The organism is Pseudoxanthomonas dokdonensis, from assembly GCF_001431405.1.
GTDB classification, from domain to species: Bacteria; Pseudomonadota; Gammaproteobacteria; order Xanthomonadales; family Xanthomonadaceae; genus Pseudoxanthomonas_A; species Pseudoxanthomonas_A dokdonensis.
The window spans coordinates 271,355-289,571 of record NZ_LDJL01000011.1; the positions used below are offsets into that span (position 1 = coordinate 271,355).

Annotated in this window: 6 protein-coding genes; 1 reads left to right on the plus strand and 5 read right to left on the minus strand. The window is 65.4% G+C overall.

Going from position 1 to position 18,217, the window contains the following annotated elements:
- From ABB29_RS10915 to ABB29_RS10930, 4 genes are all read right to left on the minus strand, one after another.
- Positions 1-780 carry an alpha/beta fold hydrolase gene (locus ABB29_RS10915; protein WP_057658933.1) on the minus strand — a complete coding sequence of 260 codons (780 nt, stop codon included), beginning with the start codon at positions 778-780 and terminating at the stop codon, positions 1-3.
- Positions 773-1,552: an alpha/beta hydrolase family protein gene (locus tag ABB29_RS10920; RefSeq protein ID WP_057658935.1), complete on the minus strand. Its 780-nt coding sequence runs from the start codon at positions 1,550-1,552 to the stop codon at positions 773-775. The genes ABB29_RS10915 and ABB29_RS10920 overlap by 8 nt, the downstream gene beginning before the upstream one ends.
- A 195-nt stretch (positions 1,553-1,747) precedes the next feature.
- On the minus strand, positions 1,748-8,302 hold the full coding sequence (locus tag ABB29_RS10925) for a non-ribosomal peptide synthetase (protein WP_057658937.1): 6,555 nt from the start codon (positions 8,300-8,302) through the stop codon (positions 1,748-1,750).
- Positions 8,299-15,801: a polyketide synthase gene (locus ABB29_RS10930; RefSeq protein WP_211260728.1), complete on the minus strand. Its 7,503-nt coding sequence runs from the start codon at positions 15,799-15,801 to the stop codon at positions 8,299-8,301. The genes ABB29_RS10925 and ABB29_RS10930 overlap by 4 nt, the downstream gene beginning before the upstream one ends.
- Positions 15,802-15,934: 133 nt before the next feature.
- On the opposite strand from ABB29_RS10930, the gene ABB29_RS10935 reads away from it, so the two are divergent.
- Positions 15,935-16,588 (plus strand): J domain-containing protein, encoded by a 654-nt coding sequence (locus tag ABB29_RS10935; RefSeq protein ID WP_057658939.1) that lies wholly within the window; start codon positions 15,935-15,937, stop codon positions 16,586-16,588.
- 27 nt (positions 16,589-16,615) lie between these two features.
- Here ABB29_RS10935 and ABB29_RS10940 read toward each other — a convergent pair whose 3' ends face one another.
- Positions 16,616-18,010, minus strand: coding sequence for a TIGR03013 family XrtA/PEP-CTERM system glycosyltransferase (locus ABB29_RS10940; protein ID WP_057658940.1), 1,395 nt, complete (start codon positions 18,008-18,010; stop codon positions 16,616-16,618).
- Positions 18,011-18,217 lie beyond the last annotated feature (207 nt).

Here is an 18,217-nt window from a genome sequence, read left to right on the forward strand (position 1 = left end):
TCAGAGCTCCGTCATCCAGGCGCGGATGCGCTGGATGACGCGTTCGCGTTGCACCGTCGAAAACAGGATGTGATCGACGTCGGGACGGAACAGCAAGGTCAGCCCGGGATGCCGCCGCGAGCGGCCGAAGGTGGCGTCCAGTTGCCGGCGATGCAGCAGGTAGTAGGAAACACCCCCGGTATAGAAGCCCAGTATTTTGACGCCGCGCTGCAACAGCAGCGCCGCTTCCTCACGGAACTGCGCCGGCTCCGACCAGTCCCGGAAATCCATGACGCCCGGTGCATCGACGTCACGTGCGGCCAGGAAACGTTTCAGCATGCCCGGCCATCGCCTGATGCCGCGGCCAAGCATCAGTCGCAACTGGCCAACGCGGAACCAGATGTTCTGCACCGCCATGCCATCAATCAGCACCAGGCTGGTGACCCGCTGATCGGCCAGCGCCAGCCGCCAGGCCTGATCGGCGGCGCTGCAGATCCCGCCGATGGCAAACTGCGTGTCAGCGGTCGCTGTCTGCAACGTATCGAGCACCTGCTTGAACAACGCACCGGCGGTCGCGTGACTGCCACTGCCGGCATCGCCCACCCGCGGTTGATCGAAACGGAAGACATTGAAGCCTTCCTCGGCCAGTGCGCGAGCCAGGTGAACATGGAAACGGAACGGCCCCGGCCGATGAATCAAACCGGCGTTGAGCAGCACCAGGGTCACTCCTTTGGCTGGTCCGCTGGCGCGGGTCAGGATGCCGTAGGCAAGTCCGTCATCGAGGCTCAGGATTTCATCCATGCCGGCCTCCAGGTACGCATTCGCTGGTCAGCCTAGACAACGCGCCGGTAGCGGCCCGGATCGGAATCAGTCCAGTCAGGTCGATTTCGTCACTCCAGGCGGTAATCGACAACGGCAGATCAATACGAGCGCCGGCAGGCCAATCCTCGTTGTTGCCTGGTGCATCCAGCAGTGTCACCGGCACGGAAGTGTCGGCCAGGACCAGCCCGCCAAGTTGGCTGGAGAATTCCGCGGACAGCGCAAAGCCCATCAGGTCATGCGGATTGGCCGGTGCTTGCTGGCGCAGCAGCGGATAGCGATAGCGCGACTGGCGCTCGGCACGATCACGCTCGCGCAGCTTCTGCAGATAATGCTCGCCGTGGGTCACCGGTTGCCACAACCAGATCGCATCGGCCTGCAACTGGTGCGCCAGTGGCGTGGCCAGCAGCGCCGAACCGCGGATGGTCAACAGCAGCAGTGGCACGCCGGCGGCGCGGGCACGCAGCTCGCTGGCCGCCAGGAGGATGTCTTTCGCTGCCTGCTGCGGCGTATGGCATGCATCGTCGCCCGCCGAATCGCCGGTGCCGAGATAATCAAACCGCAGGCAGGCCAAGCCGCTGCCGGCCAGTTGTTCGGCCATCTGGTGGAAAAAGCGATAACTGCGCATGTGCTCATGCAGCAGCGGCGGACACATCAGGACCGCGGCGCGCAGCGGCGCCCCCGGCGAGTGGAAAACGCCAAACAGCGGCGATGCAGGTGGACCAAAATAAACAGGTGTCAGGCGCGATTCCATCAACGAGAAAATTCCCTTTCCGTCCAGAATATTTGTTGCTGAATTACACCGTCAGAGTGGCTGCGAGCTCCAGCAACAAAGCATCCTCTTGCCACCGTACTTCAACCCCAGGCGCCCGACATCCTGCGCATGTGAATCCTATCACGTAGCAGACACGGTCTGCGGCGACGGCATCGCTGCAGGCCGCATGACCTGTCAGCGCCACAACAAGCGTTTGACGTTGCTCATCCAGCGTCCGATCAAGCCGGGTGGCTCACTGGCCCTGCCATCGGCTGCCAGCTGCTTTTCCGGCAACATCGCTGCCGCCTGACGCAGATCCGACGTCGCCAGGCTCAGCAGCCTCAGGCGCACGCCGGTGTCGCGTGCTACCCGGTTGGCCATCTGCACCGCCAGCATCGAATGTCCGCCCAGCTCGAAGAAGTTGTCTTCCGGCCGCGCCTGCACGCCCAGCATCTCGGTCCACACCTGGGCCAGATAGTGCACGCGTGGATCGGCAAACACCATCGGCCCCACCGCGCTGGCCACCGCGGCAGCAGCCATGGGCGCCGCCTGCGGCGCCGGCAACCGGTTGCGATCCAGCTTGCCATTTGGCAACAACGGCAACTCATCCAGTGCCAGCAGATGTTGCGGCACCATGTAGCCAGGTAGTTGCCGGCGCAGCGAGGCCATGGTGGCATCCAGATCGATGGCGTCGCGCTGTGGTCCGGCCAGATAGGCGACCAGACGCACGTCGCCGGCGACATCCTCGCGGACGATTACCGCCGCCCGATTGATTGCCTCGTGCTGCAACAACAATGTTTCTATTTCACCCAGCTCGATGCGATAACCACGCACCTTGACCTGGTGATCGAGGCGGCCGCCATGTTCCAGCTGTCCATCCATCCGCCAGCGGCCACGATCACCGGTGCGATACAGACGCGCCGGCAGACCGGTCTGCACGGCCGGTCGTACCTGCGCGAACGGGTCCGGCAGGAAGCGCTGCGCGGTCAGTTCCGGTCGCTGCCAGTAGCCGATGGCCACGCCATCGCCGCCGATATGCAGCTCGCCACCGACACCGGGCGGACACGGCTTGCCGTGCGGATCCAGCACCCACACCGAGGTCCGCGCGATCGGCGTACCGATGTGGATATCCAGCGTGCTGCCCTCACCGGTGGATGCAACGACCGGCGCACAGGTTGACCAGACCGTGGTCTCGGTCGGGCCGTACATGTTCCATAACTGAGCGCAACGCGGCAGTAACTGGCTGGCCAGGTCGGCCGGCAATGGTTCGCCACCGCAGAGTGCCTTGAACCCAGGCTGGCCTTTCCATCCAGCATCGAGCAACAGTCGCCAGGTGCTGGGGGTCGCCTGCATCACATTGGCGGCGGAACTGGCCAGCAATGCGCGCAGCAGTTCGCCGTCCATCGCGCTTTCGCGATCCGCCAGCACTACGCTCGCACCGACCATCAACGGCAGGAACAGTTCGAGCACCGAGATATCGAACGACGTCGTGGTCACCGCCAGCAGTCGATCTCCCGCGGCCAGTCCCGGTCGCGCCTGCATCGAACGCAGGAAGTTCACCACCGCCTGCTGTGGAATCGCAACGCCCTTGGGTTTGCCGGTCGAACCGGAGGTGTAGATCATGTACGCCGGGTCTTCGCCGCCGAGTTCGGCGACCATGCCCACCCAGCGCGCAGGCACCTGGTGCAGTTCGGCGCGATCATGGTCGGTCAGGAACAGTTGCTCGCGATCACAACCCAGCGCGGGCGACCAGCGACTCTCGCTGATGATCAGCCGCAGTCGCGCGTCTTGGACCATGAATTGCAGGCGATCGGCGGGATAGGCAGGATCCAGCGGTACGTAGGCGGCACCGAGGTTGAGCACCGCGATCAGGCTGGCCAGCATGTCGGCATTGCGGTCCAGGCAGACACCGACCCGGTCACCGCGGTTGACACCACGTCCCCGCAGCGCCGCTGCAATCTGGTCGGCACGCTGGTGCAGCTGCCGATAGCTGTACTCGACACCCGCCACCCGCAACGCCGTCGCATCCGGCGTAGCCTGCCGCTGCGCCTGCAGCAATGCCGGCAGCGAAACGAAGTCGCCCGCTGGCGCCGCATCGAACTGATTCCACTGCCGCAACTGCTCGATGTCGGCCTGGCAGCAGATGTCGAGTTCGGCCAGACTGGCCTGCGGCGTGGCGACGATGCCCTTGAGCAGGTGCACGAAACGGTGGTGGAAGCGCTGCGCCGATGCCTCATCGATGATGTCCGTGTTGTAGCCCATTGCACCGGACAGGCCATCGGCATGCTCCAGGAACCACAGCCCCAGGTCCTGGCTCATCCCTTTCTGGAACATCAGCAGGTGTTCGTGTTCCAGGTGGCCCCAGTGGGTACGCCGATCACGCACATCCTGGAACGAGAACAGCGCCTGGTAGATCGGCGAGCGTGCCGGGTCGCGGGGTACGCGAAGTGCCTGGATGAGCTCATCGATCGGCACATCGGGATAGCCGAATGCCTCCACCACCGCGTCGCGAATCCGCGCTACCAGATCGAAGAACGGCAGGCTCGTATCCAGTCGCATGCGCAATGGCAGCACGTTGACGAAGAAGCCCATGATCTTTTCCAGCGCTTCGTTGCCGCGGTTACGGTACGGCAACCCAACCACCAGATCCGTTTGCCCGCTCAGCTTGTGCAGCAGCACGTAGTAAGCCGACAGCAGGGTCATGAACAAGGTGCCGCCATGCTGCGAACTCAGTGCATGCAGCTGGTCGGTGGTAGTCCGATCCACATGCACCCACTCGGTGCTGCCATGTCCCGACTGGCGTGCCGGCCGCGGCCGGTCCTCGGGAAGATGCAACGGTTCCGGCGCACTCTGGTCCTGCCCCTGAAGGTGGCGCACCCAGTAGTCGAGCTGCGCCGAGCGTTCGCTGGCCGGTCGATGTTGTTGCCAGCAGGCATAGTCGACATAGCTGGTTTCCAGCTCCGGCAAGGGCGATGGTTCGCCGGCGGCGAACGCCTGGTACAGCTGCGACATCTCGCTGTAGAAGATATCGAACGACCAGCCGTCCCAGATGATGTGATGGGTCATGAAGTACAGCACGTGGTCATCATCAGCCAGTCGGTACAGGCGCACGCGCAGCAGTGGCCCGGCCTGCAGATCGAACGGCTGCGCGGTCAGCGATTCCAGCTCCTGCATGACCGCATCCAGCCGCCGCTCCTGCGGCAGAGCCGACATGTCAGTCAGCGGCAGCAATGATGCGCCGGTATCTTCGTCGACGATCTGACGGGCGTCGTCGTCGCTGTTGGCAATCCGCGTGCGCAACACCGCCTGCCGTCGCAGCATTTCCTGGAACGCGAGCTCGAACGCCTGCACGTCCATCGGTCCGCGCAGCCGGTGCGCCGAAGGCGTGTTGTAGGTGACGGTGCCCGGGTCCATCTGTTCGAACAGCCACAGGCGCCGTTGCATCGGCGTCATCGGCGCCTGCGACTGATCCTGCTGGTGGCTGATTGCCAGCTCGGCGTCGGCATCGGCGCGCCCGCCCAGGCGGCTGCGCAGCGCCGCCGCCAGTTCGGCCACGCTGGGGGTTTCGAACAGCTGTTTCAGCGCCACCGGGATGTCCAGCTCACGAGTCAGCCGCGCGCACAAGCGCGCCGCCAGCAGCGAATGGCCGCCAAGCTGGAAGAAGCTGGCCGTGGTGTCGATGGCGGGCCTGCCCAGCACGGCGGCCATGGCTTCGGCAATGCGCTGTTCCAGCGCATCCGTCGGCGTGTGCACCGGCATTGCCGCTTCCACCAACATGCCGGTCACCGACGGCAGTGCGTGGCGGTCGGTCTTGCCATTGGGCAGCAGCGGGATGGCATCCAGCGCAACGAAATGCTGCGGCACCATGTAGTCAGGCAGGCCGCGGCGCAGATGATCGGCCAGGCCCGATACCGTGCCAGCGGCATCCATCACCACATACGCGACCAGTCGTGCATCGCCTGGGATGTCCTCGCGGACGATGACCACCGCACGGCTGACATGCGGGTGTGCCAGCAATTGGGTTTCGATTTCCCCCGGTTCAATCCGGTAACCGCGGATCTTGACCTGGAAATCCAGCCGACCCATGTGTTCCAGGTTGCCATCGCTACGCCAGCGGCCGCGGTCTCCGGTCCGATACATCAACGATGCCGGCGCAGTGGACGCAGGCATGGGGCTGCCGGCAACTTCGGAGACAGGCTCGGCGATGAAGCGATCAGCGGTCAGTTGCGGTCGATTGAGGTATCCCAGCGTGACTCCGTCGCCGGCAATGCATATTTCACCGGGCACGCCTTGTGGACACAGCCTGCCCTGCGCATCGCAGATCCAGACCCGGGTATTGGCAATCGGCCTGCCAATATGGATGTCCGGCAGGCCACCATCGGCCGCGGCGCGAACCTGGGTAGCGGTCGACCAGACCGTGGTTTCGGTTGGGCCGTACAGGTTCCACAGCGCGCCGCAGCGGTCAAGCAGTTGCCGGGCCAGATCCGCTGGCAAAGGTTCGCCGCCACACAGGGCGGTGAACTGCGGATGGCCGCGCCAGCCGGCCTCGATCAGCAGGCGCCATGTCGAAGGCGTGGCCTGCATGTGGCTGACATGGGTGGTCTGCAGGCATTGCGCCAGTGCCACGCCGTCGATGGCGACGTCGCGGGTGGCGATGATCACCTCGGCGCCAGCGCGCAGCGGCAACATCAGTTCCAGCACGGCGATGTCGAACGACAGGGTAGTCACTGCCAGCAACCGGTCGTCGGGCTGCATGCCCGGTGCCAGCTGCATGCTGGCCAGGAAATTGGCGACTGCCGCATGCGGCACCTGCACTCCCTTTGGGCGACCGGTCGAGCCGGAGGTGTAGATGACATACGCAACCGAGTGCGGCTGCGCGGCATCGCCATCACGCCCCAACCGCCCTTCCGGCAGCGCCGCCAGTTCTGCCTGCAGCGTATCCAGCGCCAGTACCGGGCGCCCACGCAGGTCGAAGCGGCCGGCGTGCCGCTGCTGGGTCAGCAACGTGGCCAGGCCGGCGTCACCGGCCATGTAGGCGAGCCGGTCCTGCGGGAATTCCGGATCCAGCGGGACATAGCCGGCACCGGCCTTGAGGATGCCCAGCAAGGCGGCGACCATCTCGACGCCACGATCAACCGCCAGCCCCACCAGCGCGCCTTCGCGGATGCCATGCAAACGCAGCAGGCGCGCGATCTGGTTGGCACGTGCCTCAAGTTGTCGATAGCTCAGCAGTTGGCGACCGCAACGCACCGCCGGCCGATCCGGCGCGCGGTCGCATTGCCATTCGAAATGTTCATGCATGCGGCAATCGCGGTCGTAGTCGCTGGACGCCGGCTGCAGCGCGATCAGCTGCCGCGCGGCCTGCGCATCCAGCAGCGGCAGCGTCGTCATGTCGGTGTCGGGCTGGGCGACCGCGGCGACCAGCAACTGCCTGAATGCGGACAGCCAGCCGACAACCGTCGACTGGTCGAACAGATCGCTGTTGTACTGGCACTCCAGGCGCAAGCCGCCAGCGACCTGCACCGCGTTGACCGACAGTTCGAAGTTCTCGTGGCTACGCGGGTTGGTGCTGAAATCCAGCGCCAGACCGGGGAATCCACTTTTCTCCTGATCCAGTGCCTGGTCGATGTTGAACATCACGCTGACCAGCGGCAGCCGCGCCGGGTCGCGTGGCACCTGCAGCTTCTTCAGCAGGGTGCCGAAGGTGTAACGCTGGTGTTCGATCGCATCCAGCAGGATCGCGTGCGCTTCGTCCACCCGCGCCGAGAAGCCCGCGGCCGTACCCAGGTCGAAACGCAGCGGCAGCAGATTGACGCAGTGACCGACCAGGCGATCGTGGCCCTCGATCGACTGCCCCGCCGCCGGGATGCCGATGACGACATCGTCCTGGCCGCTGATCCGCGACAGGGTACCGGCAAATGCGGCGAGCAGAGTGGCAAACAGACTGGCACCCTGGCGCGCACCGAGCCTGCGTACATTGCTGACCAGTTCCAGTGGCAGCCAATAATCCTCGCGCCGTGAAGCGAACGTTCGATGCTTGGGCCGCGGCCGGTCAAGCGGCAGTTCCAGCACCGGTGTGCTGCCCTGGAAACGCGACAGCCAGTAAGCCTCATCCTGCCGGAACTGCGGATCCTGCGGATGCAGGGCCTCGGACAATGCGTAGTCGGCAAAGCTGTCGATCGGTTCATCGGTCAGTGTGCTCTCGACAGCGTAAAGCTGGCCGAGCTCACGCACCAGCACCCACCACGACCAGCCATCGCAGACAATATGGTGGGCGTGCATCAGCAGCACATGTTCGTCATCGGACAGGCGCAGCAACTGGGCCCGGAACAGGGGACCATCCAGAAGATTGAAGGCGGTGTCGACGCCCTCGCTCCGCTGCTGTTGCAGCGCGGCTGCCTGTTCCGCCGGGTCGCATTCGCCGAGGTCGACCAGGGTCAAGGACAGCACGCGCTCGCGCAGCACACAGAAGGTTTCACCATCCGGACCGAACACCGCACGCAGCGCATCATGGCGTTCGATCACGCGGTGCAGCGCGGCCTGCAGGCGGGTCACGTCCAACCGCCCACGCAGTACCAGCGACACTGACTCGTTGTAGGCCAGCGATGCGTCTTCGCCCAGTTGCGAAGCCAGCCACAGTTCGCGCTGTGGTTCAGTGGTCGGTACTACCCGGGCCAGTTCGCCGGCGGCGAAAGGATCATGCACCGCCGATTGCCCGCCCGACGCATCGCCAACCACCGAGCTGCTCATGCGCCGACCTGCAGGTATTGTCCATCACGTTGCGGATCCGGCACGTACCAGGCCGGCCGCCCCTGTGGGTCACGTCCCAGGCGTGCGCCATCAACCGGCGGCTGCGCGGCGTCCATCAGCGTGCGCGGGGTGACCGCGTGACGTGGCAGGAAATTGGCTTCCTGCAATTCCAGCACCGACTCCTTGTAGGCGTCGGTGATGGCCCGGAAATCGGCCTCGCTGTGCGCGGTGGTGAAGAAGCAGGGGAAATTGTCGAGGATGTGGATGCCACGGCTGCGCATCATCGCGAACAGCAGATCCTGCAACGGATGGTCTTCCTCGAAATGAGTGCGCCACAACGAGGCGAAGTGTTTGATCCGCAACGGCGCACCGACATCGGCGCAGAAACGGTTGATCTCTTCGGCCATCTGCGCGGTGCGCTGGTTGAGACGCTCCTGCAGCGCAGGGCCATGTTGCTGCATCTGCTGCAACGAGGCCTTGGCCGCCGCCAGCGTCATCGGGTGGCGGACGAAGGTGCCGGCGAAGTAGGTCACGCCTACTTCCGGGATCGAGTCGTCACCATATTGCCAATGGCCACCGTCCAGTGCATCCATGAAAGCGCGTTTTCCGGCCATGACCCCGATCGGGTAGCCGCCGCCGACGACCTTGCCGTAGGTAGCCAGATCCGCCTTGATCCCGAACAACGCCTGGGCGCCACCCGGATGCGAGCGGAAACCGGTGATCACTTCGTCGAAGATAAGCGCGGCGCCTGATGCCTCGGTGATGGCACGTACCTCGCGCAGGAATTCGATCGGTTGGAAATCCGGACGTCGGCTCTGCACCGGCTCGACCAGTACCGCGGCCAGTTCGTGGGCGCGTTCGCGGATGATCCGCAACGTTTCAGGGGTGCCGTAGTCCAGCACCAGCACGTTCTCCGCGGCATTGCGCAGGATGCCCGGCGCCGCCGGCATCGCCCGCAGGTTGCGCCCGGCGCGCACGATCACTTCATCGTTGATGCCGTGGTACGAGCCGGAAAACAGCACGATGGTGTCGCGACCGGTGACGGTTCGGGCGATACGCATCGCCCCCAGCACCGCTTCGGAACCGGTATTGCACAGCGCGGCGCGGTCGTGGCCGGTCAGCTCGCAGACCAGTTGCGCGACTTCACCGGCCAGTGGATGCTGCGGTCCGATTTCGTAGCCGCTGTCCAGTTGCCGGCGCACGGCATCGATGACGAAGTCGGGCTGCCAGCCAAACAGACTGGTGCCGAAGCCATTGAGGGCATCGACATATTCGTGGCCATCGATGTCCCACAGATGCGAACCGCGCGAACGGTCGATGACGATCTGGTAGACGATTTCCTTGGTCAGCGGGCGGAAGCCAGTGACCACGCGCGGGTCCGCCATGTGTCCGCGATGCTGCTGGGTAAATGCCTTCGACTTCGGCGTGCGCGCGGTGTAGCGGGCAATGAACTGGTCAAGCCGACCGCGCTGATGGGCATCCAGCTCGGTTGACGCCGACGCATCGATGCGGGCAATGGCACCGAAGGCCTTCTTGACGTCATAACGTGCGTGCACCGGCTCGGCATCGCCCTCGGCAGTGTCTGCGGCCGGACCCTGCGCATTCAACACAGTGCTTGCCTGCGCTGGCTGTGTTGGCGTGGCGGCGGGTGCAGCCGGCGCATGCGCATCGCTGGCCGGCAGGGCCTGCATGCCGGCCAGCAACGCCAGCTGCTGCGACATCAACTGCATCTGCTGGTCGATCACCCTGCGCATGTGTTCCGCGTTGCCGGCGGCAGCGGGGCTGGCAGCCATCGTCGTCAGTACTGGCATTGGCATTGGTGGCACGGGTGATGCGCTGGCATGCGATTGCGGCGACAGCGCTGGTGCCACGGGTTGCCCTGCCGCGGGCGCATCATCGACCGGGTCGGATGGCAGCTGCGCGTCGAGGCCGGCCACCAGCCGGCCAAGGCTGGCGTATTCGCTCATCAACTGGCGGAAGGTTAGTTTCAGCGAGAATGCTTTCTGCAGCTGCAGTGCCACCTGGGTCAGCATCAGGCTGTCCAGCCCCAGTTCGATGAAGTTGGCGTCTTCGTCGGCCCCTTCCAGGTCAAAGCCGGCGACATCCTCGAACACCTCCTTGACCTGCTGCAACAAGCGCACGCGCCTGCTGGTCGAAGCGGTCGCCGACGAGGTCGGCGCGGAGGGCGCGGGTTCTGATGCGACGGACATGGGTGTCTCCAGGGCGGTAAGTGCAGCCGTTGCCGGATGTACAACGACATTGGCGGGCAACGCCGGCAAGGCGTCGACCCAGTGGCGATGCTTTTCGAAGGGATACGTCGGCAGGCGCAGCCGCTGGCGACGTTGGCGGTGGTCGAAACCGGCCGGCTCGACATTGCCGCCTGCCGCCCACAGTTGGCCGGCGGCATCCAGCAGGCAGCGGGATTCGTGCTCAGGAGCATCCGCCAGCGACGCAATCACCACCGCATGATGTTGCTTGAGGCCGGGTTGCTGGCGGCTCAACAGGCTGAGCGTGCTGCGCGGCCCGACCTCCAGCAAGGCACGCCCGGGCAGGTCAAGCACCCGTGCGACCGCGCTGGAAAAACGTACCGGCTCGCGCAGGTGGCGTGCCCAGTAGTCCGCCGAAACGGCGCTGTCCCGGTCCAGCCAGTCGGCAAGCGCGGTCGAGACAATCGGCACGCTGGGCGCTTGCCTGGCGACGGCTTCGACCTCGGCACGGAATGCCGGCACCACCGGCTCCATCATGCTGGAATGGAACGCATGCGAGGTCCGCAACAAGCGACAAGCGATGCTGTCGCTTTCCAGTTGCTGCTGGAACCCGGCAATGGCCTGATGTTCGCCGGCGACCACGCAGGCACCCGGTGCGTTCTCCGCGGCCAGCGACAACGATGCCGGCAGCCGTGGCAGCAGCGAGGCCAGCGGCAGGCGTACCGACAACATCGCACCACCCGGCATCGACTGCATCAGCCGACCGCGACGGGCGACCAGGCGCAAGGCATCAGGTAACTCGAACACCCCGGCCAGCGTCGCGGCGACGAACTCACCGACGCTATGGCCGATCATCGCCACCGGCTGCACGCCCTGCGCCAGCCACCACTGGGCCAGCGCGTATTCGATGGCGAACAGCGACGGCTGCATGACCGCGGTAGGCAGCAGCGCCTGTTCGTCGTTGCCGAACACCAGCGCGCGCAGATCCTGGTTCATTTCCGGCTGCAACAGTTCGGCGCAGCGGTCGAATGCCTCCCGGAACACCGGTTCGCGCTCATGCAACTGCCGGCCCATGCCGAGGTACTGGCTGCCCTGCCCCGGGAACATGAACACGACCTCGCGCGCCTGCGCGGCCCGATTGCGATTGACCACCGCGGCCAGCTCGGGACTGCGCAGACGGGCCACCGCATCATCGATGTTGTCGGCGGCAAGCGCCAGCCGGTGCGGAAAACGTTTGCGCCCGGTGGCCAGTGTCCACGCCACATCGGCCAGCGAAAGCGCCGGCTGCGCCTGCAGGTGTGCAGCCAGTTGTTCACCCATGTTCGCCAGTACCGCTGGCGTGCGTGCCGACAGCACCAGCAGCTGTGGGCCGTCAGCGCTGTCCGAGGGCGGCAACACGGGCGCTTCTTCCAGCACCACGTGCGCGTTGGTGCCACCGACGCCGAACGAACTTACGCCGGCACGCCGCGGCACCTGTGGATCGCGCGGCCACGGGTGGTTGTCGGCAGTGACCCGGAACGGCGTGGCAGCGAAATCGATAGCCGGATTGGGCGTGTTGAAATGCGCGGTACCGGGAATCAGCTCCTGCGCCAGCGCCAGCGCCGCCTTGATGGTACCGGTGGCGCCGGCAGCGGTGATGGTGTGGCCCAGATTGCTCTTGACCGAACCCAGCAGGCAGAAGCCGCTGTCGTCGGTATTCTGGCGGAAGGCACGGGTCAGCCCTTCGACTTCGATAGGATCTCCGACCGGGGTTGCCGTGCCATGGCTTTCCACATAGCCGATGCTGCGTGCCGGGACGCCGGCGTTGCGCTGCGCCAGTGCCACCACCGCCGCCTGCCCGGCGCTGCTGGGTGCGGTGAAGCTGGCTTTGTTGCCGCCATCATTGTTGACTGCACCGCCGCGGATCAACGCATGGATCGGGTTGCCGTCGGCAATCGCATCCGACAGACGCTTGAGCAGCAGCACCGCGCCGCCGTCGCTGAAAATCGTGCCGCGGGCGTCAGCATCGAAGCTGCGGGTGCGGCCATCGGGCGACAGCATCGCCCCTTCCTGGTACAGGTGCCCGCTGCGGACCGGACAGGCCACCGCGATGCCACCGGCCAAGGCCATGTCGCACTGGCCACCGCGCAGACTGTCGATCGCCTGGCAGATCGCCACCAGCGAGGTCGAACAGGCGGTGTGCACGCTGATGGCCGGGCCGGTCAGGTTGAGCTTGTGGGCGACACGGGTGGCGATGTAGTCCTTTTCGTTGTCCAGCATCACCTGGAAAGCGCCGAGCTTTTCCACCAGCTGCGGGTGCGCCAGCACGTTTTTCTGGTAATAGCTGGCGTTGTACATGCCGGCAAACACGCCGACCGGCACCCGCCCATCGTCGGGCACCTCGCCGGCACGCTCCATGCATTCCCAGCACAGTTCCAGGAAGATCCGCTGCTGCGGATCCATCAACTCGGCTTCCTTCGGTGAAATGCCGAAGAACGCGGCGTCGAACTTGTCGACATCATCGAGGATCCCGCGCGCCGGCACATAATCCGGATCCCGCCGCAGCGATTCGGGAATCGAGGGATCCAGCTCGTCCATGCCGAAGTGGCGGATGCCATCGTTGCCCGCGCACAGGTTCTGCCAGAGCGCCTCGACGCTGGCAGCGCCGGGGAAGCGCCCTGCCATCGCGATGATCGCGATCGGCTCGGCCGCATCGCCTGGCTGTACCCTGGCAGCTGGCAGACGGGCGGCATCGACGCCCTGCTCTTCACTCGTCCCCAGCGCGTTGGCCAATGCCGCGGCGGTCGGTTCGCGGAACAGTGCCAGCGCGGTGATCTCGCCGAGGCCACGCAGGCGGATCTGCTCCAGCACGCGTACCGCCAGCAATGAGGTGCCGCCCAGTTCGAAGAAATTGTCGTCGCGGCCCAGCGCATCGATATCCAGCGCATCGCCCAGAATCCCGCACAATGTGGTTTCGAGTGCGTTGCGTGGTGCCTGGTAGCTGCCTATCCAGTCCGGCCGCGCACGCCCCGGCGCGGGCAACGCCAAGCGATCCAGCTTGCCATTGGCTGACAGCGGCAGCGTCGGCATTGCCACGAACGCAACCGGCACCATGTAGTCCGGCAATGTCGCCATCAAGTAGCCACGCAGTGCCTCCACATCGACGGCTGCCGCATCCGGATGGCTGGAGAAATACGCCACCAGGCGCTTCAGCCCGGGTCGATCCTCACGCGCCAGCACGCCGGCCTGGCGGATGCCGGCAAAGGCCATCATCCGTGCCTCGATCTCGCCCAGTTCGACCCGGAAACCGCGAATCTTGACCTGGAAATCCTTGCGCCCCATGTAATCCAGGGTGCCATCCGGCAGCCAGCGCCCCAGATCGCCGGTGCGATACATCCGCGCCTGTGCATCGTCGGCGAAGGGATCCGGCAGGAACCGCGCGGCGGTCATCGCCGGCTGATGCAGGTAACCGCGGGCCAGCACCGGACCGGCCAAGTACAACTCGCCGGCCACCCCGTGCGGAACCGGCTGCTGGCGATCGTCCAGCACGTACACGCGCGCATTGGCGATCGGCCGGCCAATCGAAGGCAGGCGCGGCCAGCTCGCGGCGTCGGCTGGCAGGCTCAGCGCGGTGACCACATGCGATTCCGTCGGACCGTAATGATTGTGCAGCCGGCACTGCGGCAACTGGCGGAAGAACGCTTCGATGCCGGGATCGATGCGCAGCTGCTCGCCGGCGGTGATGACTTCGCGCAGCTTGCAGGCAGGGCCATCCGCATCGGCAGACAGGCGCTGCGGCATCGCCTCGGCCAGCATCTGCAAGGCGAAGTACGGCAGGAACACCCGCTCGATCGCGTGTTCAACGATGAAATCAAACAACGCACTGGCGCTGAGCCGGGTGTCATGGTCCAACAGGTGCAGCGTGCCACCGTTGCACAGCGTGGCGAATGTTTCCTGGAAGGCGACATCGAAGCCCAGCGCGGCGAACTGCAACGTCGCCTGCGGGTGTTCGGAACCGGGTTGCCGCAGCTGCCACTGGATCAGATTCACCAGCGGCGCATGCGGCATCGCCACGCCCTTCGGCTGGCCGGTGGAGCCGGAGGTGTAAAGCACGTAGGCAAGATGATCCGACCGCAGGCCGATGTCGGCTGGCGACGGATTGTCCGTTGCCGCCTGCCGCCACAGATCCGCGTCGGCAGCGATGTCGACGACGGTGGCAATGCTGCCATCCTCGCCTGCCAGCTCGCGCCAGTCCGGCGTCATCACCGATTGGCTCAGCAGTATTTTCGGCTCGCTGTCGCGCAAGGTGTAGGCGAGCCGTTCAACCGGATACATCGGGTCCAGCGGCACATAGGCGGCGCCCACCTTCAGCACCGCCATGATCGCCACGATCAGATCCAGGCCACGCGGCAGGTAGACCGCCACCCGGTCGTCGGCACCCACCCCATAGCCACGCAGGTGATGCGCCAGCTGGTTGGCACGCTGGTTGAGCTGGCGATACGTCAAGACCGCGCCCGCATATGCCAGCGCAATCGCATCAGGCGTGCGTTCAACCTGTTGTTCGAACAACTCATGCACCAGCACCGCGCCGTACCAGCGAATGGCGTTGTCGTTTCCGAACGCCAGGACGTCGCGCGCCTGCTGCGGTTCAAGCAGCGGCAAAGCCTGCACCGCGCTGTCGGGCTCGGCGCTCAGTCCACGCAGCAGCCGCAGCCAGCAGTCGCCCCAGACTCCGACCTCGCTGGCCAGATAGCGACTGGCATCGAATTCGATCGCCGCGCTGACCGTGTCCGCGGCCAGATCCAGATGCAACACCAGTGGACCACTGGCCAGTGAAGCCCCGCCATCGGCGTTGACATCCAGCCGGACCTGACAGGGCAGCTGGCTGTCCCCCGCCAGCTGCAACCAGTCAGCCAGCGCCGCTGCCGCGGCCTGTGGCTGTCCAGCCGCCTGTTGCAGTTGCCGCCGCACCGCCTGCAGCAATCCGCTGCCGGTCAGTGCGTCATCGAGTGACTGCCGGACCGGTTGCGCCGAGCCATCCGCTGCCAGATGGACGATGGCGACATCGTTCTGTCCGGCCAAGCGTCCCAGCAGCAATACCCAAGCGGCCACCGCAGGCACTGCATCCGCGAACAGCGCCGGCTGCGATTCGGCCAGTGCGGCGATCCCGGTTATCCCGATACGCTGCCGTCTGGTTTCCGCAACGGCCGCCGAGGCATCGACCACGCGCGCCCATTCGGGCAATGCCAGCGCCACCTGCGCCCCGCCCAGAATGGAATCCCAATAGTCGCCTGCTGGATGTTGGTCCGCCACGATGACGCTCCCTCTGGCCTTCAATGGCCCCCGTTATCTGTTAATAACGGCACTGCCAGCACAAGCAGGCCAGCCGTGGCACCTTTGTGCGGCATTTGTCGTTGACATAGGCGACTATCACACCCAATCCGCGATGGAACCTGACTTCTCCCTGCTTTATCGACAACTTGGCGTCCCTCCGGACTGCGGCCTGGAGCAGTTCAAGCAGGCCTACCGGCGCCAGATTGCCGAGCTGCATCCGGACCGCCACGCCAGCGCTGATGCTTCGACCCAGGCGCAGGCGCTGCTGCCGGAGCTGATTGCCAGCTACGCCGCCGCCATCCGTTTCCACAAGGAGCATGGCCGTTTGCCGGGTGCCAGCGTCAATGGCAGCGGTGGCTGGAAGCAGCAGCGGAGCCGCCGCCTCGGCGATCGTCCAGCGCAGACGCAGGCGCACCCAGCCACCTGGCATCGCCATGTCGCCATCGTCGGCGTGTTGTTGCTGGCGGGTGTCTATATCGTCCTCAGCGCTCCGCGCGACGCCTCGCCCGGCCGCAGCCCCGGTGGGCAGCCGATGCCGGCACATGCCGCTGCTTCGCCTGCTCCGGCATTGATCAGGATGGGCATGGACAAGCAATCGGTGCGCGACATCCAGGGCCCTCCCAGCTACCAGCGTGAACAGGTCTGGGAATACGGCCCATCCTGGGTTCGCTTCGAGGACGACGCGGTGGTCGAATGGTACGACTCGCCGCTGTACCCGCTGCGGGTGGCGCGGACCGCTACACCAGTCCAACTGCAGCCGCACTGAGCCAGCGCGACTGCGGACGTGACAGGGTCAGCGTGCGCCGCGCCCGAACAGCACCACCTCGACGGTCTGCAACAGGATCATGATGTCGAACACCAGGCCATGGTTCTTGACGTAGAACAGGTCGAACTTGAGTTTCTCCTCGGCATCGCTGACCGAAGCGCCATAGGGGTAGCGCAACTGCGCCCAGCCGGTGACGCCCGGTTTCACGCAATGACGCACGTCGTAGTAGCGGATCTCCTGGTTGAGCATGTCGACGAATTGCGGGCGCTCGGGGCGTGGACCGACAAAGCTCATGTCGCCGCGCAATACCGCCCACAGCTGCGGCAACTCGTCCAGCCGGGTCTTGCGGATGAAGCGGCCGACCCGCGTGCTGCGATCGTCGTCCTTGGTCGCCCAGCGCGCCACGCCGTCTTTTTCGGCATCCACGCGCATGCTGCGGAATTTTGTCAGCTTGAAATGCTCGCCGCGCTCACCCACCCGTACCTGGCTGTAGAACACCGGGCCACCGGACTCAAGCCAGACCGCCAGTGCGGTCAACGCCATCACCGGCCAGGCCACCAGCAACAACATCCCGGCGGCCGCCAGATCGAAAAACCGTTTGCTCAACCGCCGCGGCGTCGAGTAATCGAAGCCACCGGAAAACACCAGCCATGATGGGTCGACCACGTTCAACTGGACCATACCGGCTTCGCGTTCGAAAAACGTCGACAGATCCACCACTGAAACGCCGCGCTGCACGCAGCGCAGCATCTCTTCCATCGGCAGCCCGCCGCGGCGTTCATCCGGGGCGATCACCACTTCGTCGATCTGCAGCCGTTCGGCCAGGTCGGCCAACCCGCTCTGCGGCTGGATCTGCTTGGCCTCGTCAACCAGGCAGGACTGGCCCGGCACGGGCACGAAACCGACGATCGAAAAGGTCCGGCGGTCCGATTGCCGGCGCAGGCGGGTGTTGATCAATTCGGCATTCTGGCCCGCGCCCAGCACCAGCACGCGTTGTTTCATGATGTTGGTGCTGAACAGATGCTGCGACAGCGAGCGCGCGCCACTGATCGCCAGCACTGACAGCAGCAGGCCCAGCAGCAGCACGCCGCGGCCGATATAGGTTTGCGGCAACAGGTAGTAAAGCACCAGCAGAGCGACGAAACCAAAGGCGAATGACAGCAGCAGGCGCAGCGCGAAATCCATGCGGGTATGCCGCACATGCACCTGGTACAAGCCAAAGGCCGCCATCGCCCCGGTGATCGCCAGTGCGACCAGCAGCGCCCGTCCGGTCGCATGTTCGGCGAACTCCATGCCGGTCTCGGGATCGTTGTGGAAGCGCAACCAGGCCGCGCCGAGCACGCAGGCGACCACGATGATCACTTCCAACAACCATTGGAACCGCAAGGCCTTGGTCTTGCGGCTGGTGTAGGCCGTCCTCACGAGCCGGTCCGGCGGCGCGACGCGGCATGGCACATGCGCCTGCCTGATTGACGGTGCTGGTGGTTTGTTCTTGCCTGGTTCACTGCGCCCCCCTGCCCGCCCCTGCAGACCCGCGTGGGAGGCATGGGCGCAAAGCGTCGATATCGATCATTGGATGGTGCTGCTCTTGTCTTCCATAACGGGCACCAGGCAGCAAACCGGCCAGTG

What these genes read in the sequence shown, in the direction of transcription:
- ABB29_RS10925 (WP_057658937.1), bottom strand. Translation starts at nt 8,302, where the DNA reads ATGAGCAGCTCGGTGGTTGGCGATGCGTCGGGCGGGCAATCGGCGGTG.
- ABB29_RS10935 (WP_057658939.1), top strand. Translation starts at nt 15,935, where the DNA reads ATGGAACCTGACTTCTCCCTGCTTTATCGACAACTTGGCGTCCCTCCG.
- ABB29_RS10920 (WP_057658935.1), bottom strand. Translation starts at nt 1,552, where the DNA reads ATGGAATCGCGCCTGACACCTGTTTATTTTGGTCCACCTGCATCGCCG.
- ABB29_RS10915 (WP_057658933.1), bottom strand. Translation starts at nt 780, where the DNA reads ATGGATGAAATCCTGAGCCTCGATGACGGACTTGCCTACGGCATCCTG.